Below are 26,622 nucleotides of genomic sequence, written 5' to 3' on the forward strand. Positions count from 1 at the left end.
CCAATAATGCAATTTTACATCAATTACATAAATCAGGATACAAATCCTCTAAATCAGGAAAAAAATCTCCTCTTTTTATAAAAAAGAATAGAGCTTACAAATTCCAAACAATTATACGGCTTTTATTCTTCTTTTTCCTATCTTTGCCACAATATCAATAAAAATCACACAAATTATTCACTTAAACACAAGAAGCATGAAGCATCTTAAATTTCTATTTGCACTTGGCGGCATTCTTTTCTTATCTTGCCAAACAGTATCCGCACGTGGTTTAAAAATCCCTTTCGGCGACCGCGAAGTATTAACCAAAGTAGCAGATTTGCCTGATACCGAAGAGTACCAAACAGACGATGGAAACTACATTGATCTGGCAACTTTCCATCAGGAGTTCAACATCGCTTACCTTCTCCCTCTATACATAGAGAAAGAGCCTCGCCTGGTCGGCTATTGCGAAAAGGAAGACACTTACTATGAACTGACGGAAGAACAACTGGCTACCATCCTAAAAGAAAATAATTTGGATGGAGAGAAGTTGAACAAGATCGGTTTCTATTCCCGTTATGGCGGTAAAGCTGTCGGACTTCTTATAATTGCCCTTATCATTTGGGGATGTATTCCTGGAAAAAAGAAAGAAGTGAAACCCGTGGAAGTATAAAACAAACCATTATTAATAACATTAAAAAGTACAAACTATGTCTATTTACACCTTTATTCCGGTCATTTTCATTGTTCTATATCTAGGATACTGGTTTTACATGAAAAACAAAAACTCGAAACAGGCACAAGTAGTGAACAACACCGATTTCAAAGCTGAATTTGCAAATGCAGAACAGTATAAAAAACTCTGCTTAAACTCTGATTTATCTTTCCTGAAAGAAGCTATGGGAGAAGAAAAAATTGACGCTTTCAACTATGCCAGCAATGAGTATGGTGTAGCATCCGCACTCAAAGACGGAATGAAAGATAAGCTGAAAGGAATGGCCACCTTAGGAACTGTACGTTTCAATACCGTACAAACTCCCAAATATCTGGTATTAAGCGGAGACAATCTGCACCTATTCGATACAGACACAGATGGAGAAATCGACAATCATTTTGTATTCAATCAGGCGCGTCTTGAAAACTCCCGTCTCATCGCAATTCCTATGGAGGGACAAGTACAAGCACAGGCACAAGCCAGAGGAAACAACGTGAAAGCATACAAACTTTCATTGCAAACCGACGAGAAACCTGTTGAACTCATTATCTACTCCTGTCTGATATTTACAAATATCCCGGAGATTCCGACAGATCCACAAGAAACAATACAGGATATTATCATTGGCAATGACTTCTTGAAACAATTGGGTGACAAATATCCTAATTTGAAAGTCTCATTGCCGATATTTAGCTAAAGAAGGACATATACTTAGAAAAAATAACAGCGGAAGGTTAGCTAGTTACCAAACATTATGCGTCCCGGCGGATTTGCAATCCGCCGTTCTCCGAGTATCAGGATTTATAATCCGCAATACACCTATACTTTAATATATAGTTCGGATTGAAAATCCTGATGCTCAAAGCAATCGGATTACAAATCCGATTAAACAGGTTAAAAATCCGATTGAACAGATCTCTGCAGATACTCCCCGCAGAAATTCAAAAGTAAAATTAAAAGCGATACAGTTTCGTTCGGACAAGAAGCTGAAACAATCTGTCGGATATATAAAAATAAAGCAAATGAAGCGGGTCAAGCACTCTGCCAAATTATCGGAAATAGAGATAGACATGCGGCTAAAAGAGTATTTCAGCGATCATCAGATTATGCAACGTTCCGACTTTCAAGGCATCACGGGGATGGTACGTTCCACAGCCATGATTCATATTCGCCGACTCCGTCAGGAAGGCAAGCCGCAGAATATCGGCATTCCCAGTCAACCTACTTATGTGCCGGCCCCAGGATTTTATGGAAAGTCCAGAGATTATCAGCCTGTCAAATAAACTAAAACAAAATATCAGAGGAGATACCCCCAAAGAACAGATATAAAAAAGGCGGCTGAAAGCATGAACCCCTCTTTTCAGGGTTCGCTTTCAGCCGCTATCTCTTTCCAGCAAGCGATTACAGAGAATCGCTGAATGCTGAAATCGCTTTTTTACTTTTTATTACTGTGCAGATTCTACCAATACTACACGGTTCAGAATCGGTTGACCGAATTTGTCAACACCACCACCGGCTGCAACTTTCAGTCTATCGGCAGAGATGCCATACTTCTTAACTAACAAGTCTTTAACAACCTGTGCACGTTCCAAACTTAACTTCTGATTGAAAGCAGGAGTACCGGTTGCAGAGTCAGCATATCCGTTGATTGTGTATGTAGCATTCGGAGATTCTTTTATCTTGCTGGCAAGATATGACAAGTTCATTTCTTCTTGCGGAGATAATTTATCAGAACCGATCTTGAAGAATACGGTACGCGGAGCAATGTTAGTATCTGTGATAACAACTTCTTCAGTATCTTCTACTTCTACTGGTTGTTGTGCATTTGCCAACTGTTGTTGCAATTGCATATTAGCTGCTGCCATTGCATTCATCTGATTACGCATCTGATTCAATTCAAGTTCAGAGATAATCTGTGGAGTAGGACGTTGGAATCCGCGGGTAGGGAAGTAATAAGTCACACCGAGGGTAGCACCTAAGATACCATCATAATCGGGTCTACCTCCATGTTCTCCGTCAAACTTGCCTTCCAGACCTGTTGCGCTCAACTCCAGATTCAAGTCAACAGCATTCGACAAACGGAAGCGGTTGATAATACCTGCATTGAAAGTAGCGGAGTTAGTGTGAGGACGAGAATAAGCATGAGCCCAACCGGCACCTATATAAGGGATAATTTCATATACGCGATTCGGATTGTATCCACCGAAAAGTGCGTTCAGGTTAATCATCAAATCACCATGCAAGTTCATGTAGTCCCATCTTTGTTTGTAAGAACCGTCTTCTCTCGGACCACCCACTACATAATTAGCAGTTTCGCTGGTAGTGAATCCTTTTGCCTGCAATCCGCTGTATTGCAAACGCAATCCGAATCCCGGAGTTACCCATTTGCCGACAGACACGTTAAATGTAGGAGCAACACGGTCTCTGAATTTGCCGATATGGTCATTGTTTCCATATAGCACCTGGGCGCCGCCTCCTACAGAGAAGAACCAGTTACTCCAGAAAGGATTAGTTATTACTTGATATTTATCTTGTACCTGAATCACTTCGTATTCAGTTACAGTCATTGTCTGCTGCGCAGAAGCGACAGACGCAACGCCGGCAAATGCCAGCAACATCAGAATCTTTTTCATATACCTAATAGTTAAGTGGTTATTTAAATCTTTTTCTTTGTTGAACTATTTAAATAACACGAACCGAACTAAAAGGTTTTAGAAAAAGATGAAATTATTTGTTTTATTTGAATAATCTTTCGATGTCTTCCTCCTTGATTGTTGTCAAAACAGTTTTCCCATCAGGGGTGTAATTCGGTGAGGGACAGGCAAAAAGGTTGTCTACAAGGCTTACCATTTCTTCATTACTCAACACCTGTCCGTAAACAATAGCCGCCGCGCGAGCCAATGTTAATGCCAGAATACTTTGGATTTCTTCCTTGACGTCACTTCCTTTTTCCATCGCCGTATGCAGCATATTACGCACCAGTTCCACCGGATTCAGACCTTCAATCCCCGAAGGAATACCATTAATGGCATAGCTACCGCCTCCCAGATTACTCAAATCGAAACCGACTGCAGACAAATCATCCATAATACTTTGCAGTACAGCAGCTTCCGAAGCCGGCAACTGTAAGATTTCCGGGAACAGGACGCCTTGTGATACCCCCTGTTTCTGTTGGATCTGTACCATATAACGATCAAAAAGCACCCGTATGTGTGCCCGGTGCTGATCGATTAGCATCAAACCGGATTTAACTGAAGTCAGGATAAACCGCCCTTTAAACTGCAAATGCTGATTTCCTTTCTCTATCACCGGTTCACTGGCATACAAAGTAGAAGAAGCGGCAGAGGTGACCGTCTCCATCTTTTCTTCAACGAAAGTGGGTTGGCCGCCAATAGAAGAGTCTTCCCAATCCATTTCTGGTTCCGGTTGCGGGTTATTCATCTTACTGGCTTTCGTCAGCCCTCCGTACAAATCTTCCCATTCCACTTTCGAACGGCTGTACGATCCGCCACCACCGCCACCGGCAGAAACTTTAAACGGATTATAATCTGTATTATAATGTATCTTCGGAGGCTCGGAAGACATTTTCTCCTCAAATGCCGGAATGTCAGGCATGTCTTCCGTATCAAAATCAATAGAAGGGATCGCACTGAATTTACCCAACGACTCCTTCACGGATGCTGAAAGTATCTGCCAGATAGCCTGTTCATTTTCAAACTTGATTTCAGTCTTTGTCGGATGGATATTCACGTCAATATTAGCCGGATCTACATTGAAATAGATAAAGTAGGAAATCTGTTCACCAGTGGGAATCAACTGTTCATAAGCCTCCATGACTGCCTTATGAAAATAAGGATGACGCATATAACGCCCGTTGACAAAGAAATACTGATGTGCCCCTTTCTTACGGGCTGTCTCCGGCTTGGCTACATATCCGGAGATTTTCACCATGGTAGTATTGACCTCTATATTGAGTAACTGCTGATTGAGCTTCTTACCGAAAATAGCAAGGATACGTTGACGTAATTGTGATACCGGAAGATTAAATAACTCCGAATCATTACTATAAAGCGAAAAAGCAACCTCCGGATGCACCAAAGCGATCCGTTCAAATTCGGCAAGGATGTTACTCAATTCCGTTGAATTAGCCTTTAGAAATTTACGACGGGCAGGTACATTAAAGAATAGGTTCTTTACAGAGAAGTTACTTCCTTTAGAACAGGACACAGCCTCCTGACTTTCCACTTGAGAGCCTGCAATCACCAGTTTCGTGCCCAGCTCTTCCGATTCCGGACGTGTCTTTAACTCTACCTGTGCCACAGCAGCGATAGAAGCCAATGCCTCTCCGCGAAATCCCATTGTACGCAAAGCAAACAGATCCGCCGCTTGACGTATCTTGGAAGTGGCATGTCGCTCAAAAGAAAGACGGGCATCCGTTTCGGACATTCCTTTTCCATCATCAATCACCTGAATGCTGGTTTTACCTGCATCAGTCACCAATACATGTATATTTTGTGCATCTGCATCAATCGCATTCTCCACTAGCTCCTTGATGACAGACGCGGGACGTTGTATCACTTCACCGGCAGCAATCTGGTTAGCTACCGAATCAGGTAACAAATGAATTATATCGCTCATTCTTCGTAAATTAATAATTAAAAGTTCCAGCTTCCTGTCGCCAAATAATGCCACAGATAAAGAAGGAAAGCAATGATTATCAGTATGATTCCGAAAGAGACCGGTTTGCGGCCACTCGCTTTTCTTCTTTTCAAATGCGTAGTACCTTCGATGAACTTACCTCGAATATCCTCCGGATTAAATTCCTTTTCCGGAAGCATCCCCAAGTCACGTTTGGCGTTCTCCTCCATCTTTGCGAGCTTTTCTTTCCGCTCGTCTACATAAATGTATTGATGATTAAAGCCACGGGGCTTTCTCATTGAGTTAAACATTCCCATACTACTTCATATTTATTAAGTTTCGCTTTTCTGTTTTGGGTCGCCGGTCGGTGGTCGGTTTCAGTGTATCGCCCGCACGTTTACCCCGCCAGTTAAAGATATCATCCTTATTCAGCGGACGGACATAGTCGAACCAGGCAAAAGTGGGAAGACGCAATTTATCAGGCGGTATCTGGTCCATCGGATACATCGTTCCGTTGGATTTACCGATAAACAGTCCTTTTTCCATCTTCTTGTCCTTCATATAAAGATGAAGCACACTACCTTCCAGACAATTAAATCCGGTCATCGTACTGTCTTTTTCTTCCGGATAGAAAGCGGTCAACACATTACCAATCACTTCAATATGACGCATATCTCCATTGATGAAATAGGCTTTCATCTCTTTGCCGGACACTTGGTTATAATGAATAGAATCTTTCATTTCCACCGTCAACGCCTGGTTGATGATATGCGCCCAGTCAATCGTGCTGTCATTCATATAAATCTTGATCTGCTCGCCAAGTAGTTGCTGCCCTTCATTCCAAAGAATAGGGTCGGTATACATGGTCATACAGGAATCCTTCGAATTATAGACCAGTGAGTCACATACTCCTTGAACATCCGTACGATACATACGTACCTTGTGATAAGCCTTCATCAACCGGAAAACGGAATCGGTATTCAGGTTGTAAGACACCAACTGCAATGTATCGCCATGCATAAAAAGACTGTCAGGCCCTTGCGAGTAGTCGATTGCCACAGCACGTTTCGTCGCAAACGCGGAGTCTGTCAATTCATTATAGAAACAATAATCACCCGTCAGCATATTCTTATTAATGGAATCTGTCATCTTCACATTATCGAACGCCTCGCCATAACCGATGATACGGTCATAGAACAGACTGTCGCCTACCAGTTTCTTTCCCTGATTGGTCAGTACCGAACGGTCCAACAGTTCGGCTTGTTCGGTCATTGTATTATAGAATCCCCGTTCCGAATAGATATGATTATTATCACTGACGATATTGGAAGGTCCGAGAATAACTGCGATTTTGCTTTCCGTATTATACCTTAATGTATCGGAAGTCAACACAAACTTAGGGTTTACCAACTTCACATCATGGTTGAATACCGACTGTTTTGTTGCAGGACTGTATTCTCCCCAATCGGAAGTCAATACATTCTCTTCATCCATCAAGGTTCCTCCCTCGAAATAATATCCGAGGTCGTAGAGACGGTCGTAGTTCAAGCTATCTGTCAACAGGGTGGTGTTCCGATTAATCATCTTCACATTTTCACGAAGCTGCGCTATTTGCGTCATTCCGTCATAATAAAGATAATCACCGTAGATGAACAAAGTGTCTCCCTGTTCCATACGCACATTACTGAAGGCCTCCACAGAGTTGGTTTTCTCAAAAATCAGCGCACTATCACAGTACATATACATACTGTCATGCCGCAATTTCACGTTACCAATCAACACCTGCACATCCGGACGCGCCAACTTATCCGCCTGACCTTCATCAGCATGAAGCAGATAAACTTTGGTCTTTTTATTCTCCGGTTGCTTCTTGTTGTCCGACTGTTTCTTATTGCCTGCCGGTGTTTTGGCTTTTGGAGCCGACTTAGACGTATCCGCAGCCGATTTAATTGAATCCCCTGTCACAGGTTTCTGTCCTGTTGGCCTCACTTGTGCTACAAGACATACACCAAACAGGCATAGAAAGCCTATAAGGAGCCATCTATGCCTGTCTTGTTGTTTATTTTTTTTATTTGTTTTCAGCATATAAAATCAAAGCAAGGTTACATCAGTCCTTCTTGACCCAACCCGGATACTTGAAGTCACACTTCTGCCAGTTTTCGTTGATGCGTACATAAGTATGTTTCTGCTTGTCCAGAATCCATTTCTGCAACATCTCTTCACGGCGTTTCTCCATCACAATTTCTTTCAGGTCCTGATAGTCTTCTGCAATGGTTGCTTTATGACCGTTGATTTTTGCTTTCAACTTCACGATAGCACATACTTCTTTTCCATCCTTCTCATTAATCATTGTAAAGGCTTTGGAAATTTCACCTACATTCATCTTATCCACTACCTTAGCAACGTCTTGAGGAAGATCCTGCATCTGGAACTTAGAAGTAGTCACACCTGAATTTTCATTGATGTTCACCATAATACCATGGTTGTTACGGGTGTCTTTATCCTGTGAGATAACGGCAGCCGCATCATCAAATGTAAATTTGTTGGCACGAATATCATCGGCAATAGAATCCAGACGGGCACAAGCCTCGGTCAGTTCTTTTTCCGATACTTTCGGACGCAACAAGATATGGCGAGTGTTGACACGGTCACCACGTTTTTCAATCAACTGGATAATGTGGAAACCAAATTCCGACTCCACAATCTTAGAAACTTTCTTCGGATCTTGCAAACTGAACGCTACATTCGCATAAGCAGGGTCCATCATACCACGTCCCATGAATCCACATTCACCACCTTTAATAGCAGATGCCTTGTCTTCCGAATACAAACGCGCCAATGTAGAGAAGTCAATTTCTCCTTTTGTCACACGATCCGTATAATCACGCAACGTCTTTTTTACATCCTCAATCTCCGAGATAGGAATTTTCGGTTGTAAAGTAATGATCTGCACTTCTACCTGTGTCGGAATGTAAGGAATACTATCTTGTGGAAGGTCTTTGAAGTAACGGCGTACTTCTGCCGGAGTCACTTTGATTTCTCCTACCAGTTTCTGCTGCATCTTCTGAACGGTCAATCCGTCACGTGCATTATCACGCAGCGTCTCACGAATCTGGGTGGAAGTTTTATTGAAATACTCCTCCATCTTCTCTCTGGAACCGATCTGCTGGATGTACATGTTGGTCATCATATCCACACGCTGGATGATTTCCGCTTCGGAAACCTCGATACTGTCCAACTTTGCCTGATGCAAGAACAACTTCTGCACGGCAATCTCTTCAGGAATTACACAATAAGGATCGCCGTCAAATCTGCGTCCATTATACAAGGCATCCATACGGGCCTCTTCTACATCTGATTTCAAAATAGCTTCGTCACCTACTACCCAAACTACTTCATCAACCACATTATCTTGTGCATAGGTTGCCACATTAGCAAATATTGCCAGGACAAGGGTAACAACAAATCTAAAGTTCACAAACTTCTTCATTCTTTGTATTTAATAATTATATATAATCTTCTTCTTACTTACTGCCTGCTGATACAAGTCGTTCTTTACCTGTTCCATAAAGCTCACCCGTTTCTGATTAACCAGTAAGTCTTTCACTTCCGAACGGGCAAATTCATACGGTTTCTCTTCACCAATTCCGCGATAATCGCTCACATTCAGGAAATAATAATAGGCCGTATCTTTCAATTCTACCTGACGGTGTTTGTCTACGTACTCTTCCGGTGCCTCTACTTTTAATGGAATCATATCCAGTACATCAGTCACGGACACCCATTTGTCATAGAAGTATTCGTATTTCACTGCATTCTGTAAGCTATATTTTTCCAGGCTCTCAACAGCATCCTGTTTGTCCGACTTATACCACCTGCGCACATTGTTCAGCTGGGGAGCCGTCAACGGCACTTTGATAAACAATCCCTTAATCAACGGGGTTTCCAGCTTAAACAGTTCTTTGTTTTTTCCGTAATATTCTGCGATCTCTTGTTCGGAAATATCATTCGACAGCTTCTGGTTTATCAACTCCTGCTGATAAGTATGCATAATCAACGCTTTCCGATAATTCTCCACTAGTTTGTCTACATCCACATTATCGGGAATATTGTTCGCAGCTTTCTCATATAATAAAATCTCTTCCGCCCAACTACGAATATAATGTTCGGTGAAGAGAATACTATCATCTTTTGACAATCCGACCGGAAGCACGGACATCAAATCTTCTTTATATAAAAAGTTACCGTCCACCTCTACCAAAGGAGTCTTTCCTTTGTGGTCGCGCTGTTCCTTGCACGCTCCACAACCAAGAAGGGTAATCAGTAAGAGGACTAATATTCGCATTGGCAACTAAAATCTACTTATTTAAGGTACGAAGATAGTGAATAATCGGTTACATCAGTTATTATTAACTGTTTTTAAAACCTCTTGGTTTATTTCAACCTTACCAAACTCCCTCAATTCCCGCGCCCAGCACGTGTCAAGATAGCTTCGATAATCCTTTCGCACCTGTTCAATTACTTCCCGATAATCATCCGGTCCTTTCATTTTTTCGCCTACAACAATGGTAAAAGGATAAGACATCACGGGTTCGAAACCACCCTTCTTAAAAACCAGTTTATCTATATATTTATTGTCTCCGTCGGCAAAAATTCCTTGTTCAACCTGTATCTTTTCCGTCCCGGATGTATTAAAAGTTTGCCGAAGCTGGTCCGCCCACTCTTTTTCCGGCACTTTCTTCAGCATTTTTTTAGCTTGCTTTACCGTCTTTTTATCAACGCAATGAAGCACGACTCCTCTATACCGGGGACTCTCCCACCGATAATCCGACGAATGAAATTTGAAATAGGTAGCCAATCCGGCCCGGTCATTAATAGCAGGCAACTCTATTTTTTGTCGTGTGATTTCTTTTACCAAATAGTTTTCGTCAGATTCCCGCAAGGCAACACGAATTTCCGGATGCTTTTTATCTATATTCCGGCTTTCATAATCCAATAATGATTTAGCAATAAACCCTTCCAACTGGCGTTTGACAGATTGAGGATGAGAAGAGGCAAAACGCGTGAACATAGCTCCGGTATATGCCTGTCCATCAATCATAAAGAGATTTTGTTCTGTCCGGCCTTTCGTCAACAGCTCTTCCATTGCTGCCTGATTCGGGGTATACTGCCATGACCTTTTTAATCGGTCGAGCATCGCTGCCGTGCCTTTGTCTAAAATTTCCTTACGCCGTAACCGCTCTATCAACCTGCCACTGACATTTTCATAAGCAAATGCTTCCTCCCGGTCAATCACTTTCAAGATATGAATCCCTTCAGGAGTGAAGAATGGCTGTGATACCGCACCTTTCGCCAAAGAGAAAGCGACATCCTCAAATTCACTCGTTGTCTCCAGACCTTCTATCCATCTACTCTGCTTATCATCCGAATAGATTTCCACCAAACGGTTAAAATTCAAATCCGGCTGATTCTGTATCACCCGGTATATAGAATCCATCCGGGCTTTTTCTTCTTCCAAATGACGGGAAGTAACCGTCTGCGGTAAACGTTTAAAAATTTGCATGACTTGCACCCGGCCGCTACGTGCTTTCAATCCCATCTTCTGATACAAGACACGGGCACAACTATCCATCACTTGTTTGTCAATCAGATAAGATTCTACCAATTCTGTCCAACATTTCTCGTGTTGTTTACGGAAAACTGTAGTCGTATCAAGCCCGGCAGCCCTGGCTGCTTCCACCTTCAACTTTGATTGAGCGAAAAGTGCCGCATACTCTTTTGGTGAAAGCCGGGCATTTGAGCGTTCTACATAACGGCGGTATGCATTTTCAAATTCCGAACGGAGTACCTCTCTTCCGTTAACACGCATCAATACCGGATCTTCTTGCGCAAAGACCGCGACAACAAAGAGAGAAATACATCCCAACAACAGGCTTCTTTTCATCATCATTTTTTATTTTCCAAACAATAAACAACAAACATCACAGAGGCAATAACAGATAAACAACAAACGGTGAGCAGTGAACACCTTGCTGACAATACAGCCTGTTCACCGTTCACCGTTAATAGTTCACCGTATCTATCTATTATTCCGGACGGCTATAGTTAGGCGATTCACTAGTAATCGTCACGTCGTGCGGATGGCTTTCCATTACACCTGCATTGGTAATGCGGGTAAACTTAGCATCATGAAGTTTATCAATATTGGCAGCACCGCAGTATCCCATACCTGCACGCAAACCACCTGACAACTGATAGACAACCTCGAAAAGTGTACCTTTATAAGGAACACGGGCAGCAATTCCTTCCGGAACCAGCTTCTTCACATCAGCAGTTCCGCTCTGGAAGTAACGGTCTTTCGAACCGTTCTCCATCGCTTCCAACGATCCCATACCACGATAGGATTTAAATTTACGTCCATTGAAAATGATTGTGTCGCCCGGAGACTCTTCTGTTCCGGCAACCAACGATCCGATCATTACACAATATCCACCGGCAGCCAACGCTTTCACTACATCGCCCGAATAGCGCAAACCACCATCGGCAATCAAAGGAATACCTGTACCCTTCAAGGCTTTTGCTACATCATAGACAGCAGACAACTGTGGAACACCTACACCGGCAACCACACGAGTGGTACAGATAGAACCCGGACCGATACCGACTTTCACTGCATCCGCTCCTGCTTCTACCAACGCTTTTGCAGCTTCTCCGGTAGCAATATTACCCACTACGATATCAATGTTCGGGAAGCGTTTCTTAGCTTCTTTCAGTTTTTCAATCACAAACATAGAGTGTCCGTGAGCCGTATCAATCACAATTGCATCCGCACCGGCATCTACCAATGCCTGCATACGATCCAGCGTATCGGCAGTCACACCTACACCGGCAGCTACACGCAAACGACCTTTGGCATCTTTACAAGCCATCGGTTTATCTTTTGCTTTTGTAATATCTTTATAAGTAACAAGACCGATCAACTTTCCGTCCATTCCGACAATCGGAAGTTTCTCGATCTTATGTTTCTGAAGAATCTGTGCAGCAGATTCCAGATCAGTAGACTGGTTTGTAGTTACCAATCTTTCTTTCGGAGTCATGACAAGATCAATATGTTTAGCCATGTCTCTTTCGAAACGCAAATCTCTGTTAGTAACAATACCCACCAAATAACCTTCATCATCTACCACAGGGATACCACCGATTTTGTATTCCGCCATGATGTCCAGTGCATCCTGCACAGTAGAACCTCTTTTAATAGTTACGGGATCATAAATCATACCATTTTCGGCACGTTTTACAATAGCAACTTGTCTTGCCTGTTCTTCGATAGACATATTTTTGTGAATCACGCCGATACCACCCTCACGAGCAATGGCAATAGCCATTTTCGCTTCGGTAACCGTATCCATGGCAGCCGTCACAAAAGGAATTTTTAACTCAATGTTTTTTGAAAACTTAGTCGAGAGATCGACAGTGCGCGGTAAAACTTCAGAATAAGCGGGGATCAACAATACGTCGTCGTAAGTTAACCCATCCATTACAATCTTATCAGCAATAAATGACATAGGGCTATGCGTTTAAAAATTATTGCGTGCAAATATACGGTTTTTATTCAAAACCGCATACCTGCACGCCTATTTTTTTCGCTTTTTTAATTAGCCATTTCAGAGATGAACTTAATACGCACCAAGCGAACTTCCTCTTCAGTGAAGTCATCGCCTAATTCATCAAGCGCATCATCAATCTTATCAGTGGTAGATTCCTTGAAATAATCATAGATATCGAGCATGTGATCTTCATCCATGATTTCTTCCAGGAAATAATCGATATTCAGTTTGGTTCCCGAATAGACGATAGCTTCTACCTCGTCCAGAAGTTCACCGAACTCGATACCTTTGGAAAGAGCGATATCATCTAACGCCACTTTACGGTCAATTGCCTGAATGATAGCTACTTTCATCTTTGATTTATTGGCAACCGTACGTACCCGCAAGTCTTCGGGACGTTCTATTTCATTCTCTTCACAGTGGCGTTTGATTAATTTACAGAACTCTTCACCGTAACGTTTTGCTTTTCCGGCTCCTACACCCGGTATATTCTGCAATTCATCCAATGTCACCGGATAAATGGTAGCCATCGCTTCCAAAGACGGATCCTGGAAGATCACATAAGGCGGCACTTCCAGTTTCTTCGAGAGTTTCTTCCGCAAGTCCTTCAACATAGAATAAAGAGCAGGGTCTACCGCACAGGAACCACCGCCACGTGCCGGAACTTCTTCTTCCGTCTCTTCAAAGTCGTTGTCTTCGGTAATCTTGAATGACTTCGGCTTCTTCAAGAACTTGTGTCCTTCCTCCGTCACTTTCAGGAGTCCGTAATGTTCCACATCCTTGCTCAAGTAACCTGCGATCAGTGCTTGACGAATCACTGCGTTCCATGTTTTATCCTCTTCGCCCATACCGGAGCCGAAGACTTCGAGGTCTTCATGCAAATGCGCCTGTACTTCGGAAGTTTCTTTACCTTGTAGTATGTCTATAATATAATCTGCCTTAAAATTTTCTTTCACCGCGATAATCGCTTCAATCACGGCACACAATAACTCTTGAGCCTCCACTTGTTTTTTAGGGTTTAAACAGTTGTCACAATTTCCACAATTCTCTTCCGTATATTCTTCGCCGAAATAATGCAGCAACGTCTTGCGCCGGCATACGGAAGATTCGGCATAAGCAGCGGTTTCCAACAGAAGCTGCTTGCCAATTTCCTGCTCTGCCACAGGTTTTCCTTGCATGAACTTCTCCAGTTTCTGCAAGTCTTTGTTTGTATAAAAGGTTATGCACTGACCTTCACCGCCATCTCTACCGGCACGTCCGGTCTCCTGGTAATACCCTTCCAGACTCTTTGGAATATCGTAGTGAATCACAAACCTTACATCCGGCTTGTCGATTCCCATACCGAAAGCGATAGTTGCTACAATAACGTCCACTTTTTCCATCAGGAAATCATCCTGATTCTTAGTCCTCGCCAACGAATCCATCCCGGCATGATAAGGACGCGCATTGATACCGTTTGCCTGAAGGATTTCAGCAAGTTCCTCTACTTTTTTCCGGCTAAGGCAATAGATAATGCCCGATTTTTCCGGATTGTTTTTGATAAACTTGATAATATCCCTGTCAATATTAGCGGTCTTCGCGCGTACCTCATAATAAAGGTTCGGACGGTTGAACGACGATTTGAAAACTTGAGCATCTACCATTCCCAGATTTTTCTGGATATCATGCTGCACCTTTGGTGTCGCTGTTGCGGTCAACGCAATCAACGGAGCCTTTCCTATTTCGTTGATAATAGGGCGAATCCGCCGGTATTCCGGTCGGAAGTCATGTCCCCATTCAGAAATACAGTGAGCTTCGTCTACTGCATAGAATGAGATTTTCACCGAACGCAAAAATTCTACATTTTCTTCTTTCGTCAGCGATTCCGGCGCCACATATAGCAATTTTGTCTTTCCGGCAAGGATGTCCGACCTTACTTGGTCTATTGCGCCTTTGTTTAATGAAGAATTGATAAAATGGGCGACGCCATCTTCTTCACTGAAATTGCGCATTGCATCCACTTGATTCTTCATCAACGCAATAAGCGGAGAAATTACAATTGCCGTACCTTCCATCAAGAGCGAAGGTAGCTGATAGCATAAAGATTTCCCGCCACCGGTAGGCATCAGTACAAAGGTATCTTTACCATCGAGCAAGTTGTTAATGATCGCTTCCTGGTTTCCCTTGAACTTATTAAATCCGAAACACTTCTTCAGTTCATCTGTTAAATTAATCTTCCTTGCCATCTTAACTTAGGTTGTTTTATTCAGTTCATGGTTTAACTTTAGTAGGCTTCCTCCTTCAAGAGAGCCAAACAAAGTTATAAACAACTTCGTAATTACCAAGCAAAATGCGACTAATATTTTCAAGAAAATACAGTTACGATCATCTTTTGCAGCCTTACTCTTTGATTTTAAGCAGTTTGCAGTCGTGCCATATTCGCTTTTTCCAGTTGCATCTTTGCATAATCCAGCGTCACCTTATACTCTTTTTTGTCCTCTGAAGGGATTTCAAACATGACATCCATCATGATTGTTTCCACAATAGAGCGCAATCCACGGGCACCCAGCTTATATTCCACCGCCTTATCGACGATATATTCGAAGACAGCATCTTCAAATGTGAGCTTGATACCATCCATTTCAAACAGTTTGATGTACTGCTTGATGATAGAGTTTTTCGGTTCGGTGAGGATAGCACGAAGCGCATTCCGATCCAGCGGATTCAAATAAGTCAGTACCGGAAGACGTCCGATAATTTCGGGAATCAGTCCGAATGACTTCAAATCCTGCGGAGCGATATACTGCATCATGTTATTCTTGTCCACCGTCGCTGTTTTCTGCGACGCCGTATAACCTACGACATGTGTATTCAACCGTTGGGCGATCTTCTTTTCGATACCATCGAAAGCGCCGCCACAGATAAAGAGAATATTTTTGGTATTTACCGGAATCATCTTCTGGTCCGGATGTTTACGACCACCCTGGGGAGGTACGTTCACAACAGAGCCTTCGAGTAATTTCAGCAATCCCTGCTGTACACCTTCACCGCTCACATCGCGAGTGATGGAAGGGTTATCTCCTTTGCGGGCAATCTTGTCGATCTCGTCGATAAACACAATACCCTGTTCCGCTTCAGGTACATTATAATCTGCCACCTGAAGCAAACGGGTTAAAATACTTTCGATATCTTCGCCTACATAACCGGCCTCTGTCAGCACCGTAGCGTCTACAATGGTAAACGGCACGTGCAGCAACTTGGCAATCGTACGTGCAAGCAACGTTTTTCCGGTTCCGGTACTACCTACCATAATAATGTTCGACTTTTCAATCTCCACATCATCCCCGCTGTCTTTTTGCAACAGACGTTTATAATGGTTATAGACCGATACGGAAAGGAAGCGTTTTGCGTCATCCTGTCCGATCACATACTGGTCGAGGAATTTCTTGATTTCTACCGGTTTGGGCAGTTCTTTTAAATTGAGTTTGGTAGCTCCCGCGCTTTTCTTGCCTTCGCCCAATGCTTCCTGAGTAATCTCATAAGCCTGGGTAGCACAACTGTCGCAGATATAGCCGTTCATTCCCGTAATCAGGAATCCGACTTCGTTCTCCGACCGTCCACAGAAGCTACACCTTTTCTTTGTCTTTGAATCAGCCATTTTTATTTCTTAATCAATACCTCATCAATCATACCGTATTCTTTCGCTTCCTGAGCTGTCATCCAGTAGTCGCGGTCAGAGTCCGCCCATACCTTATCGAAATCAGTATGCGAATGATCGGCGATGATCGTATAAAGTTCTTTCTTCAATTTCTGAATCTCACGAGCTGTGATTTCAATGTCCGACGCTTGTCCTTGCGCACCACCCATCGGCTGGTGAATCATCACACGTGAATGAGGCAACGCAGAACGTTTGCCTTCAGCACCGGCAACAAGCAATACAGCCGCCATTGAAGCTGCCATACCTGTACAGATGGTAGCAACATCACTTGAAATAAACTGCATCGTATCATAAATGCCCAGTCCGGCATATACACTTCCGCCCGGAGAGTTGATATAGATAGAGATATCCTTACCCGGATCAACAGAATCCAGATACAGCAACTGTGCCTGAAGCGTATTCGCTGTATAGTCATCTACTTGTGTACCGAGGAAAATGATGCGGTCCATCATCAAACGGGAGAAAACGTCGAGTTGAGTAACGTTCAACTGTCTTTCTTCCAGAATATAGGGATTCAAATACCCGGCCTGCGATTTAATCACATCATCCAATACCATGCCATTCATTCCTAAATGCTTGGTTGCGTATTTTCTAAAATCATCCATGTTAATTGTTCCTTTCTTATAAATTAAAAATAAACGTAAGTACAAAGAAACGAAAAAGAATACAGAGACACAAAAAAACACAGAGTTATAATTTTATAAAAACTCTGTGTTTCTGTGACTTTATATTCTATTCAACCGAATGATTATTCAAACATCTTATTGAATTCTTCGATTGAAACGTTCTTGTTTTCCAAAGTAACCTGCGCTTTCAGAGCAGCAGCCAGCTTCACTTCTACAACACGACTTACCAAATTATTGATAGTTTCTTTCTTCTTCAACATCTCCTGTGCATAGTTGTCAAGCACATCATCAGGGATAGACAACATACCGTATTGAGCAAACTGTGCCTTCGTTGTTTCTCTAGCCATCTTCAGAACATCTTCCTGTTCTACTTTGATATCGTTTGCTTCAACCAACTGTTCCTTAATCAGGTGCCAAGTCAGTTCCTCGATGCTCTTATCATAGTTTTCAGCAACATATTCTTCGCCCTTTTCTTCGTTGTTCAGCAACATGATACGTTTCAGCAGAGCGTCAGAGAATTCCAACTTACCTACTTTTTCCATCATCACCTTGCGAATATCGATCAGGAACTTATAATCGCTGTCAGCAACAAATCTTGCTGCAATTTCTTCTTTAATCTTAGCGCGGAATTCCTCTTCAGTCTTCACAACACCTTCGCCGAATGCCTGGTCGAACACTTCCTGTGTCAATTCACCCGGAACAAAACGAGTGATTTCTTCTACCTGGAAGCTGAAGTCAGACTTAACGTCTTTCGCGATTTCCTTGTCGATCTTCAACAAAGAACCCAGTTCAGCAGCATGTCCGTCATAAGCAACATTCGGATTGAACACCAATACATCATTTACTTTTGCGTTAGCAAAAATAGCTTTCTGATCGTCATTCTTCATGTAAGCAGGCATCAACACAGCAGCTTCTACCTGAATACCACCTTCTTTTGTATTGCCTTCTTCGCCCAACTGTGCCAGCAGACCTTTCAACATATCATTATCTTCGTAAGCATCTACCTTATCATACTTACCAGTGCGTTGAGTGTACATCTTCACCTGGTTGTCGATCATTTCTTCAGAAACTTCGATAGAATAATAATCTACTTTATCTTTAGCGCTTACTTCTGCTTTAAATTCAGGTGCCAAAGCGATATCGAACACGAATTCGAACTCTTCCATTGTATCGAAATCAATATTCTGCTGCTTTTCTTCATTAGGCAACGGCTCGCCCAACATATTCACCTTATTATCTTTAATATAATTGTAAACAGCTTCTTGCAATGCCTTATTCACAACCTCTGCAATCACCGATTTACCATACATCTTTTTAATAAGACTTGTCGGCACCATACCTTTACGGAATCCCGGAATCTGTGCCTTCTGACGGAGTGATTTCAACTCTTTGTCTACTTTCTCCTGATAATCTGCTTTCTCAAGCTTTACAGTAAGCTCTGCGCTTACTTTGTCAATGTTTTGTAATGAAACGTTCATTCTGACAATTATTTATTTGATTTATACTTTGTTCTATACTCAAAGAGGGTGCAAAATTAGTGCTAATCTTTCAAATTTCAAAAGACATTGCAGATTTATTTCAGCAACGCCACCCATCTTTCACACATCTTTTATTAATTATTTCATCAATTCCTCATATATAAACAACAATAAACCATCAGCAACGACCACGCCGCAGGTCCCCCGGCCTACTTTTTTCTCCGTCAAGCGAGCGCCCGTAACGAAGCGTTAAGAAGGGCAGACTGTTTGAGCGAAGCGAGTTTCTGCCCTTTAGCGTAGTGAAGGAAGCGAGTAGGAGAAAAAAGTCAGCCTTGAACTTTTCTTTGGTTCTTTCTTTTCTTTCAAGAGAAAAGGAAAGAACTTTTTTTCTGATAATCCGCAAATTAACCTTCCAAAAAGATGGTTAATCCAAAAATTATTCTTTTCTTTGCTGCGGATTGATGGACCATTAGTTTCTCGATTTGATTACAAGGTTTTTACTTCCGTTACGAAACGCATTTGTAAACTCTCTGTCGTTTTAATCTTTTTATTAGTAACCATCTATCCAGAGAGTTTTATTCATTTATTTATTTTTTATCATTTTCATTATGAACATTTATGTTGGAAACCTTAACTACCGTGTTAAGGAAGGAGATCTGCAACAAGTGATGGAAGATTACGGAGCAGTATCATCAGTTAAAGTTGTTATGGACCGTGAAACCGGTAAATCCAAAGGATTCGCTTTCATCGAAATGGAAGACGACGCTGCAGCTGCAAAAGCTATTGCTGAATTGAACGGAGCTGAATACATGGGCCGTACAATGGTAGTTAAAGAAGCTAGACCTAGAGCTTAATTGCCGACGCTAATATAGCTAAGAAAAAAAGAAACTTCTGTCACCCCGATGACAGAAGTTTTTTTATTACCCTTCCATTCCTTGCACTTCCACGTCCTTCACCTTACGGAGCAAGTCTGAAGCAAAGATAAAGTTATTCAGTCGTTCGTTGGTAGAGGTAAAGATATCATCTTTTGTCCCTTCCCACTCTTTATGTCCTTCATAAATATAAATCACCTTCTCGCCAATTCCCAATACAGAGTTCATATCATGCGTATTGATAATAGTCGTCATGTTATATTCCTGCGTAATATCATGGATCAGATCATCAATCACCAATGACGTTTTCGGATCGAGCCCCGAGTTCGGTTCATCGCAAAACAAATATTGCGGATTCAGGGCAATCGCACGTGCAATAGCCACACGCTTCTGCATCCCCCCACTGATTTCTCCCGGAAACTTATCTTTCGCCTCCCCCAGATTCACACGATCCAAGCAGAACATCGCCCGTTTGGTACGCTCACGCAAAGTATCATTGCTAAACATATTCAACGGAAACATCACATTGTCCAACACCGTCATTGAGTCAAACAGAGCCGCACTCTGGAAAATCATCCCCATCTCCTTGCGAAGCATCTTTTTCTCCTTCTTCCCCATCAAGACAAGGTTACGTCCGTCATATAAGACTTCCCCCTTCTCCGGAGTAAGCAATCCTACAATACACTTCATCAATACCGTCTTACCGGAGCCACTTTGACCGATAATCAAATTCGTCTTTCCATTTTCAAAACTAGCATTGATATCGCTCAATACCGTTTTATCATCAAATGATTTATAAAGTCCTTTAATCTCAATCATCCCATCAAAAGTTTAGTTAATATCAAGTCCGCAAACAGAATCAATACACTGCTGGATACTACGGCATCCGTAGAAGCCTTTCCCACAGCAATCGATCCACCATCTACCGTATATCCGAAGAAAGCAGACACACTTGCAATAATAAACGCGAAAAAGAGGGATTTGATGATACCGGCCCAAATAAACCACTCCACAAACATATATTGCAATCCATATTCCAGATCGACCGCATTCATCACCCCGGCAAACCAACAGGTGCAAAAGGCACCGATAATTCCGGCAAAGATACTGAACGTCACTAAAATAGGAATCACAGTTACCATCGCCGTAATCTTAGGCAGAATCAGGTAGTTTGCCGAATTGATACCCATAATTTCGAGCGCGTCAATCTGCTGCGTCACCCGCATCGTTCCTAATTCCGAAGCGATATTCGATCCTACTTTTCCCGCAAGAATCAAACACATGATAGAGGAAGAAAATTCCAGCAACATAATTTCACGTGTCACATACCCCACTGTCCAGCGAGGCATCCACGGACTTTCGATATTCAACTTGATTTGGATGGTAATAACCGCGCCGATGAAAAACGAAATCAACAGCACGATACCGATGGAGTTCACACCTAGTTGCTCCAACTCGTTAAGGTATTGCCGGAAGAACATACGCATACGTTCAGGACGGGAAAAAGTCCGTCCCATCAGCATGAAATATCTCCCGACGGTTCTCAATGCTTTTATCATAACTCACACTATTTGTCTGCAAATGTACATTATTTCAGCTTATTTTTACTACATTTGCCGCAAAATAACTAGAATATGGAAGAAAGCAAGATGGTGCTCCGCACGGAAGACCTGGTTAAGAAGTACGGTAAACGAACCGTTGTGAGCCACGTTTCCATCAATGTGAAGCAAGGTGAGATTGTAGGTTTGCTGGGACCGAACGGTGCCGGCAAGACGACTTCATTCTATATGACTGTAGGGCTGATTACTCCGAATGAAGGACGTATTTTCCTCGACGACCTGGAGATTACCAAATATCCGGTTTACAAACGAGCGCAAACGGGAATCGGCTACCTTGCACAGGAAGCTTCCGTTTTCCGCCAGATGAGTGTGGAAGATAATATCGCCGCCGTACTGGAAATGACTAACAAGCCCAAAGAATATCAAAAGGAAAAACTCGAAAGCCTGATAGCAGAATTCCGTCTGCAAAAGGTACGCAAAAACAAAGGTAACCAGTTGTCCGGAGGTGAACGCCGCCGTACGGAGATTGCCCGTTGTCTTGCCATCGACCCCAAATTCATCATGCTTGACGAACCTTTTGCCGGTGTAGACCCGATTGCCGTAGAAGATATCCAGCAAATTGTTTGGAAGCTGAAAGATAAGAATATCGGAATCCTGATTACCGACCACAACGTACAGGAGACACTTAGTATCACCGACCGCGCCTATCTGCTGTTCGAAGGAAAGATTCTTTTCCAGGGAACACCGGAAGAATTATCGGAGAATCAGATTGTGCGTGAAAAATACTTGAGTAACAGCTTCGTTTTACGCAGAAAAGATTTCCAGTTGGAGAAATAGATTCACCACAGATTTTCACAGATATTTCATAAAGAATACGGGCTAATCAAATGATACAAAACTTGTAAATTGATTAGCCCGTTTTTTATTTTTAATCTGTGGAAATCTGTGTTAATCTGTGGTGAACTTTACTTCTGTCGAATATAAATATTAACCGGAGTACCTGTCAGATTCCATTTCTCACGCATCTTATTTTCGAGGAAACGTTTGTACGGATCCTTCACATACTGCGGCAAGTTGGCAAAATAGACAAATGAAGGCACTTGCGTATTCGGCAGCTGTGTGATGTATTTAATCTTGATATACTTACCTTTATTTGAGGGAGGCGGATAAGCCTCGATCAGCGGGAGCATTTCTTCATTCAAACGAGCTGTCGGAATCTTTGTCGTCCGGTTCTCATATACATTACGTGCTTCTTCCAGCACTTTCAGAATACGTTGTTTAGTCAACGCAGAAGCAAAGATGATCGGGAAATCGACAAACGGAGCAAAACGTGAACGGACAGCTTCCTCAAATGTCTTCTGCACTTTCACTGATTTATCTTCCACCAAGTCCCATTTATTAATCACGACTACCAATCCTTTCTGGTTCTTCTGAATCAGAGAAAAGATATTCAAGTCCTGGCTCTCAACACCCCTCGTTGCATCCAACATCAGAATACAAACATCCGAACCTTCGATGGCACGAATCGAACGAATCACCGAATAATATTCCAAGTCTTCATTTACCTTGTTTTTCTTACGGATACCTGCCGTATCTACCAGGTAAAAATCAAATCCGAATTTATTGTAACGAGTGTAGATCGAGTCACGGGTAGTCCCTGCAATCTCTGTCACGATATTACGTTCTTCCCCAATAAACGCGTTTACAATGGAAGACTTTCCGGCATTCGGGCGTCCTACCACAGCAAAACGAGGAATATCATCATCCAGGATTTCAGAAGATTCCTTCTTGAAATTGCTGACAATCAAATCCATCAAATCACCCGTACCACTTCCTGTCATGGCAGAAACACAATACGGATCGCCCAATCCCAGTTTATAAAACTCGGGAGCGTTATACTGTAAATCATGATTGTCCGTTTTATTGGCAACCATAATCACCGGACTATTAGCACGGCGCAGAATAGCCGCTACCTGCATATCCAGATCGGTCACTCCGTTCATCACATCCACAACGAACAAAATAACGTCCGCTTCATCCACTGCCAATAATACCTGCTTGCGGATTTCCTCTTCAAAAACATCATCCGAATTAACCACCCATCCGCCGGTATCCACCACGGAGAACTCACGGCCCAGCCACTCGGACTTGCCATATTGTCTGTCGCGGGTTGTACCCGCTTCTTCATTCACAATAGCCTGACGAGTCTTCGTCAGACGGTTAAATAAGGTAGACTTGCCCACATTCGGGCGTCCTACAATTGCAACTAAATTACCCATAGTTCAATACCTTGTTTTTTCACGACTATCACAGTCGCATGAATACTCTTAATCTAACTGATAACCAAAATTACGCAGCTCCTTATCCGAACTACGCCAATCCTTATCCACTTTCACATACGTTTCGAGGAAAATAGTCTTTCCAAAGAAACGTTCCAGTTCGCGGCGAGCCTCGGTAGCTACCTTCTTCAACGCCTTGCCCTGTTTACCGATAATAATTCCTTTCTGCGAATCACGTTCCACGTTAATCACCGCACGAATATGAATCTTCTTCGGCTCTTCCTTAAACTCCTCTACGACCACTTCCACCGAATAAGGAATCTCCTTGTCGTAGTAGAGCAGAATCTTTTCCCGGATAATCTCATTCACGAAGAAACGGGCAGGCTTGTCCGTCCACTGATCCTTTCCAAAATAAGGAGGAGAATCGGGCAACAGTTCTTTGATTCGCTTCATCACATAGTCCACATTGAACTTCGATGTAGCAGAAATCGGAATAATTTCGGCTTGGGGAAGCAGTTCTTTCCAATCTTCCACCAGCTTTACCAGTTTTTCCTGATCTGTAAGATCTATCTTATTGATGAGCAAGAGCACAGGCACCATCATCTGGCGTACCTTCTCCATAAACTCATTATTCTTATCCGGCGTCTCCACCACGTCAGTCACATAAAGCAAGATATCCGCATCCGTCAATGCCGAAGTAGAAAAATTCAGCATCGACTCCTGTAGTTTATAATTGGGCTTCAATACTCCCGGAGTATCAGAAAAAACAATCTGCATTTCATCCGTATTATAGATTCCCATAATCCGGTGACGAGTTGTCTGCGCCTTGAAAGTAGCGATCGAAATACGTTCGCCCACCAAGACATTCATCAATGTCGATTTTCCGACATTCGGATTTCCTACAATGTTTACAAAACCTGCTTTATGCATTTCTCTTCATTTTATTGGTTGAGACAAAAAAACGCATCGAATCGAAATAGGATGCGTTTTTGAGTGTTATAGTTCAGTAACTTACGTTACGATTCCTTTTTTCCGTCATAACCCCATTTCACGTAAACTGCGCCCCATGTAAATCCGGCACCGAATGCAGTGAAAATGATATTATCACCTTTCTTGAGTTTATCTTCATAATCCCAGATACACAAAGGAAGAGTAGCAGCACTGGTGTTACCGTAATGCTCAATATTTACCAACACTTTATCCATTGGCACCTCCATACGGTGAGCCACGGCTTCGATAATGCGGACATTCGCCTGATGCGGAACAATCCAGTTGATATTATCTTTCGTCAGACCATTCTTTTCTGCAATAGCAGCAGATACATCCGACATGTTAGATACAGCATATTTAAACACTGTTCTTCCTTCCTGGTGCAAATAGTGCATTTTATTGTCTACTGTGAAATAAGACGGAGGACAAACCGAACCACCAGCTTTCATGTGGAGGAAAGGCAATCCTTTGCCATCAGTTCTCAGTATCGAATCCATGATTCCGTAATCTTCCGTAGTCGGTTCCACCATAAAGGCAGCAGCACCGTCACCAAAGATAGGGCATGTAGCACGATCTGTATAGTTAACCATTGACGACATCTTATCGGCACCGACAATGATAATTTTCTTATATCTTCCCGAACGGATGAAATTAGCAGCTGTCTCCATTAAATACAGGAAACCACTACAAGCAGCTTGCAAATCGAAAGCAAATGCATTCTTCAGTCCGAGTTTATCACAAAGAATAGAAGCTGTAGAAGGGAAGTGATAGTCAGGAGTAGTGGTAGCGACAACAACCAAATCAATGTCATCAGGATTAGCACCAGTTTTCTTCATCAACTGTTTGGCAGCTTTGCGTGCCATGTATGAACTACCTAATCCTTCCTCATTCAGAATATGTCTCTCCTTTACTCCGATACGAGTCATAATCCATTCGTCGTTGGTATCCACCATTTTTGATATCTCGTCGTTAGTTAAGATATAATCGGGAACGTACCCGCCGACTCCTGTGATTACTGCATTTATTTTTTCCATCAAACCTATTTTAAATTAGCAATACTATAATACTTAAAGCAGCCGGAGAGCTTTACCCTCAGGCTGTTTTCAGTATAACTGTACTAATTATACAGCTGCTTCTTTCTCAATAGCGAGCTTACCTCTGTAATAGCCACAAGCACCACATACAGTGTGGTAAACGTGCCATTCGCCGCAATTCGGACAAATAGCCAATGTAGGAGCTACTGCCTTATCATGAGTTCTTCTCTTCGCTTGTCTCGTACTTGATTGTCTTCTCTTAGGATGTGCCATTTTCTTAAAACTTTAATTATTATCTAATATTTTTTTTAATTCATTCCAGCGAGGATCAATTTGTTCCTCCACTTCTTCCTCAATTACGATGTCATCTCCACCTGTGTCGAAAGTATCATCGCTATCCTCATTCGCATTTGTTTTCAAATGCTTGTTCAATTTACTAGTTACCGCTTTATTACACTTACCGGGAGCATGTACATGCTTCATCGGAATAGACAGCGCAACAAATTCATACATGAACCATGCAACGTTGATTTCCCCTTCTTCCTCGGGAATCACAATCAGGTTGTCACCTTCTTCTGCATATTCATGACCAAACTTTACCATCAGTTTATCAGAAGAACTGATAGGTAGCTCCATATCATCCAGACAACGGTCGCATGGTACCCATACCATTCCGTCAGTTTGGAAACTCAGCTCGAAAGCACGAGAGGTTCTTTTCACAGTCAATGTAACATTGACCTTTCCTTTCTGAACTTCAGGACCATCAATGTGAGCGAAGTAAAGGTTATCCAATACAAACTCATACTTAGCAGAGTCTGCTTGCATACCTTTCAAGTCAATTTTGTATTTATCAAATTTTCCCAAAGCTTCTCTCTTTTTTAAATCGTTAGCTTACAATTCGGGCGACAAAGATACAAATAAATATCCTCATAACATACAAATTATCAGTAAATATTCACTTTTTTAATAGGTATTATGAGGTTTGTATCTGCTAAAAAGGGCGGTATAAATACCAAAGTAATAAAAAACAGAAAGCCTCGCCCGTCAATAGACAAGCGAGGCTTCTTTAAAACGGCGGCTACCTACTCTCCCACTGTTACGCAGTACCATCGGCGTGACGAGGCTTAACTTCTCTGTTCGGAATG

The 26,622-nt window shown here is 42.3% G+C and carries 24 protein-coding genes; 5 read left to right on the forward strand and 19 right to left on the reverse strand.

The window, feature by feature from the left end; all coding sequences use genetic code 11:
* The first annotated feature begins 196 nt into the window (after nucleotides 1-196).
* The 3 genes from LPH68_RS00510 to LPH68_RS00520 all read left to right on the forward strand — a co-directional run bounded on the left by LPH68_RS00510 (nucleotide 197) and on the right by LPH68_RS00520 (nucleotide 1,980).
* On the forward strand, nucleotides 197-655 hold the full coding sequence (locus tag LPH68_RS00510; RefSeq protein ID WP_015533043.1) for a hypothetical protein: 459 nt from the start codon (nucleotides 197-199) through the stop codon (nucleotides 653-655).
* A gap of 37 nt (nucleotides 656-692) precedes the next feature.
* Entirely contained in the window at nucleotides 693-1,394 is a 702-nt protein-coding gene (locus tag LPH68_RS00515; protein ID WP_118220094.1) for a hypothetical protein, read from the forward strand.
* Between the two features lie 325 nt (nucleotides 1,395-1,719).
* A complete protein-coding gene (locus tag LPH68_RS00520; protein ID WP_227237090.1) occupies nucleotides 1,720-1,980 on the forward strand; it encodes a DNA-binding protein in 261 nt (86 codons plus the stop codon).
* 162 nt (nucleotides 1,981-2,142) lie between these two features.
* Here LPH68_RS00520 and LPH68_RS00525 read toward each other — a convergent pair whose 3' ends face one another.
* The 12 genes from LPH68_RS00525 to tig form a co-directional block, all read right to left on the reverse strand.
* Complete coding sequence (locus LPH68_RS00525) at nucleotides 2,143-3,330, reverse strand: OmpA family protein (RefSeq protein WP_004314384.1); 1,188 nt, start codon at nucleotides 3,328-3,330, stop codon at nucleotides 2,143-2,145.
* A 103-nt stretch (nucleotides 3,331-3,433) separates the two neighbouring features.
* Entirely contained in the window at nucleotides 3,434-5,335 is a 1,902-nt protein-coding gene (gene mutL / locus LPH68_RS00530) for a DNA mismatch repair endonuclease MutL (RefSeq protein WP_151922986.1), read from the reverse strand.
* A gap of 17 nt (nucleotides 5,336-5,352) precedes the next feature.
* A complete protein-coding gene (locus LPH68_RS00535) occupies nucleotides 5,353-5,652 on the reverse strand; it encodes a hypothetical protein (protein ID WP_004314386.1) in 300 nt (99 codons plus the stop codon).
* A 1-nt stretch (nucleotide 5,653) separates the two neighbouring features.
* Complete coding sequence (locus LPH68_RS00540) at nucleotides 5,654-7,420, reverse strand: OstA-like protein (RefSeq protein WP_117685314.1); 1,767 nt, start codon at nucleotides 7,418-7,420, stop codon at nucleotides 5,654-5,656.
* Nucleotides 7,421-7,442: 22 nt separating this feature from the next.
* Nucleotides 7,443-8,825, reverse strand: coding sequence for a peptidylprolyl isomerase (locus LPH68_RS00545; protein ID WP_008641845.1), 1,383 nt, complete (start codon nucleotides 8,823-8,825; stop codon nucleotides 7,443-7,445).
* A gap of 9 nt (nucleotides 8,826-8,834) precedes the next feature.
* The gene (locus tag LPH68_RS00550) at nucleotides 8,835-9,680 is read right to left on the reverse strand and encodes a hypothetical protein (RefSeq protein WP_008641843.1); all 846 of its coding nucleotides are present in this window, start codon (nucleotides 9,678-9,680) and stop codon (nucleotides 8,835-8,837) included.
* 54 nt (nucleotides 9,681-9,734) lie between these two features.
* Nucleotides 9,735-11,279: a peptidylprolyl isomerase gene (locus LPH68_RS00555; RefSeq protein ID WP_117811528.1), complete on the reverse strand. Its 1,545-nt coding sequence runs from the start codon at nucleotides 11,277-11,279 to the stop codon at nucleotides 9,735-9,737.
* Between the two features lie 142 nt (nucleotides 11,280-11,421).
* Nucleotides 11,422-12,900 carry an IMP dehydrogenase gene (guaB, locus tag LPH68_RS00560; protein WP_008020388.1) on the reverse strand — a complete coding sequence of 493 codons (1,479 nt, stop codon included), beginning with the start codon at nucleotides 12,898-12,900 and terminating at the stop codon, nucleotides 11,422-11,424.
* Between the two features lie 86 nt (nucleotides 12,901-12,986).
* A complete protein-coding gene (recQ, locus tag LPH68_RS00565) occupies nucleotides 12,987-15,167 on the reverse strand; it encodes a DNA helicase RecQ (RefSeq protein WP_008020386.1) in 2,181 nt (726 codons plus the stop codon).
* 167 nt (nucleotides 15,168-15,334) lie between these two features.
* Nucleotides 15,335-16,579, reverse strand: a complete 1,245-nt coding sequence (gene clpX, locus LPH68_RS00570; RefSeq protein ID WP_008641838.1) for an ATP-dependent Clp protease ATP-binding subunit ClpX — start codon at nucleotides 16,577-16,579, stop codon at nucleotides 15,335-15,337.
* 2 nt (nucleotides 16,580-16,581) lie between these two features.
* On the reverse strand, nucleotides 16,582-17,244 hold the full coding sequence (gene clpP / locus LPH68_RS00575; RefSeq protein ID WP_004297164.1) for an ATP-dependent Clp endopeptidase proteolytic subunit ClpP: 663 nt from the start codon (nucleotides 17,242-17,244) through the stop codon (nucleotides 16,582-16,584).
* 143 nt (nucleotides 17,245-17,387) lie between these two features.
* Entirely contained in the window at nucleotides 17,388-18,743 is a 1,356-nt protein-coding gene (gene tig / locus LPH68_RS00580; RefSeq protein WP_230296831.1) for a trigger factor, read from the reverse strand.
* Nucleotides 18,744-19,351: 608 nt separating this feature from the next.
* On the opposite strand from tig, the gene LPH68_RS00585 reads away from it, so the two are divergent.
* On the forward strand, nucleotides 19,352-19,597 hold the full coding sequence (locus LPH68_RS00585) for an RNA-binding protein (RefSeq protein WP_004297160.1): 246 nt from the start codon (nucleotides 19,352-19,354) through the stop codon (nucleotides 19,595-19,597).
* A gap of 66 nt (nucleotides 19,598-19,663) precedes the next feature.
* Here the strand turns inward: LPH68_RS00585 and LPH68_RS00590 are convergent, their stop codons facing one another.
* Both LPH68_RS00590 and LPH68_RS00595 read right to left on the reverse strand, forming a co-directional pair.
* Nucleotides 19,664-20,434 carry an ABC transporter ATP-binding protein gene (locus tag LPH68_RS00590; RefSeq protein ID WP_004308628.1) on the reverse strand — a complete coding sequence of 257 codons (771 nt, stop codon included), beginning with the start codon at nucleotides 20,432-20,434 and terminating at the stop codon, nucleotides 19,664-19,666.
* Complete coding sequence (locus LPH68_RS00595) at nucleotides 20,431-21,174, reverse strand: ABC transporter permease (protein WP_004308627.1); 744 nt, start codon at nucleotides 21,172-21,174, stop codon at nucleotides 20,431-20,433. The genes LPH68_RS00590 and LPH68_RS00595 overlap by 4 nt, the downstream gene beginning before the upstream one ends.
* 75 nt (nucleotides 21,175-21,249) lie before the next feature.
* Between LPH68_RS00595 and lptB the strand changes: the two genes are divergently transcribed.
* Complete coding sequence (lptB, locus tag LPH68_RS00600) at nucleotides 21,250-22,011, forward strand: LPS export ABC transporter ATP-binding protein (protein WP_004308626.1); 762 nt, start codon at nucleotides 21,250-21,252, stop codon at nucleotides 22,009-22,011.
* A gap of 128 nt (nucleotides 22,012-22,139) precedes the next feature.
* Here lptB and der read toward each other — a convergent pair whose 3' ends face one another.
* From der to LPH68_RS00625, 5 genes are all read right to left on the reverse strand, one after another.
* The gene (gene der / locus LPH68_RS00605) at nucleotides 22,140-23,453 is read right to left on the reverse strand and encodes a ribosome biogenesis GTPase Der (protein ID WP_004308625.1); all 1,314 of its coding nucleotides are present in this window, start codon (nucleotides 23,451-23,453) and stop codon (nucleotides 22,140-22,142) included.
* A 48-nt stretch (nucleotides 23,454-23,501) separates the two neighbouring features.
* Nucleotides 23,502-24,383: a GTPase Era gene (era, locus tag LPH68_RS00610; protein WP_151923906.1), complete on the reverse strand. Its 882-nt coding sequence runs from the start codon at nucleotides 24,381-24,383 to the stop codon at nucleotides 23,502-23,504.
* Between the two features lie 86 nt (nucleotides 24,384-24,469).
* Nucleotides 24,470-25,477, reverse strand: coding sequence for a beta-ketoacyl-ACP synthase III (locus LPH68_RS00615; protein WP_004308623.1), 1,008 nt, complete (start codon nucleotides 25,475-25,477; stop codon nucleotides 24,470-24,472).
* 87 nt (nucleotides 25,478-25,564) lie between these two features.
* Nucleotides 25,565-25,750, reverse strand: a complete 186-nt coding sequence (gene rpmF, locus LPH68_RS00620) for a 50S ribosomal protein L32 (RefSeq protein ID WP_004296852.1) — start codon at nucleotides 25,748-25,750, stop codon at nucleotides 25,565-25,567.
* Between the two features lie 12 nt (nucleotides 25,751-25,762).
* Nucleotides 25,763-26,341 (reverse strand): DUF177 domain-containing protein, encoded by a 579-nt coding sequence (locus tag LPH68_RS00625; RefSeq protein WP_004313594.1) that lies wholly within the window; start codon nucleotides 26,339-26,341, stop codon nucleotides 25,763-25,765.
* Between the last annotated feature and the right edge of the window lie 281 nt (nucleotides 26,342-26,622).

It is taken from the genome of Bacteroides sp. 1_1_30, assembly GCF_020982715.1.
Lineage (GTDB): Bacteria > Bacteroidota > Bacteroidia > Bacteroidales > Bacteroidaceae > Bacteroides > Bacteroides xylanisolvens.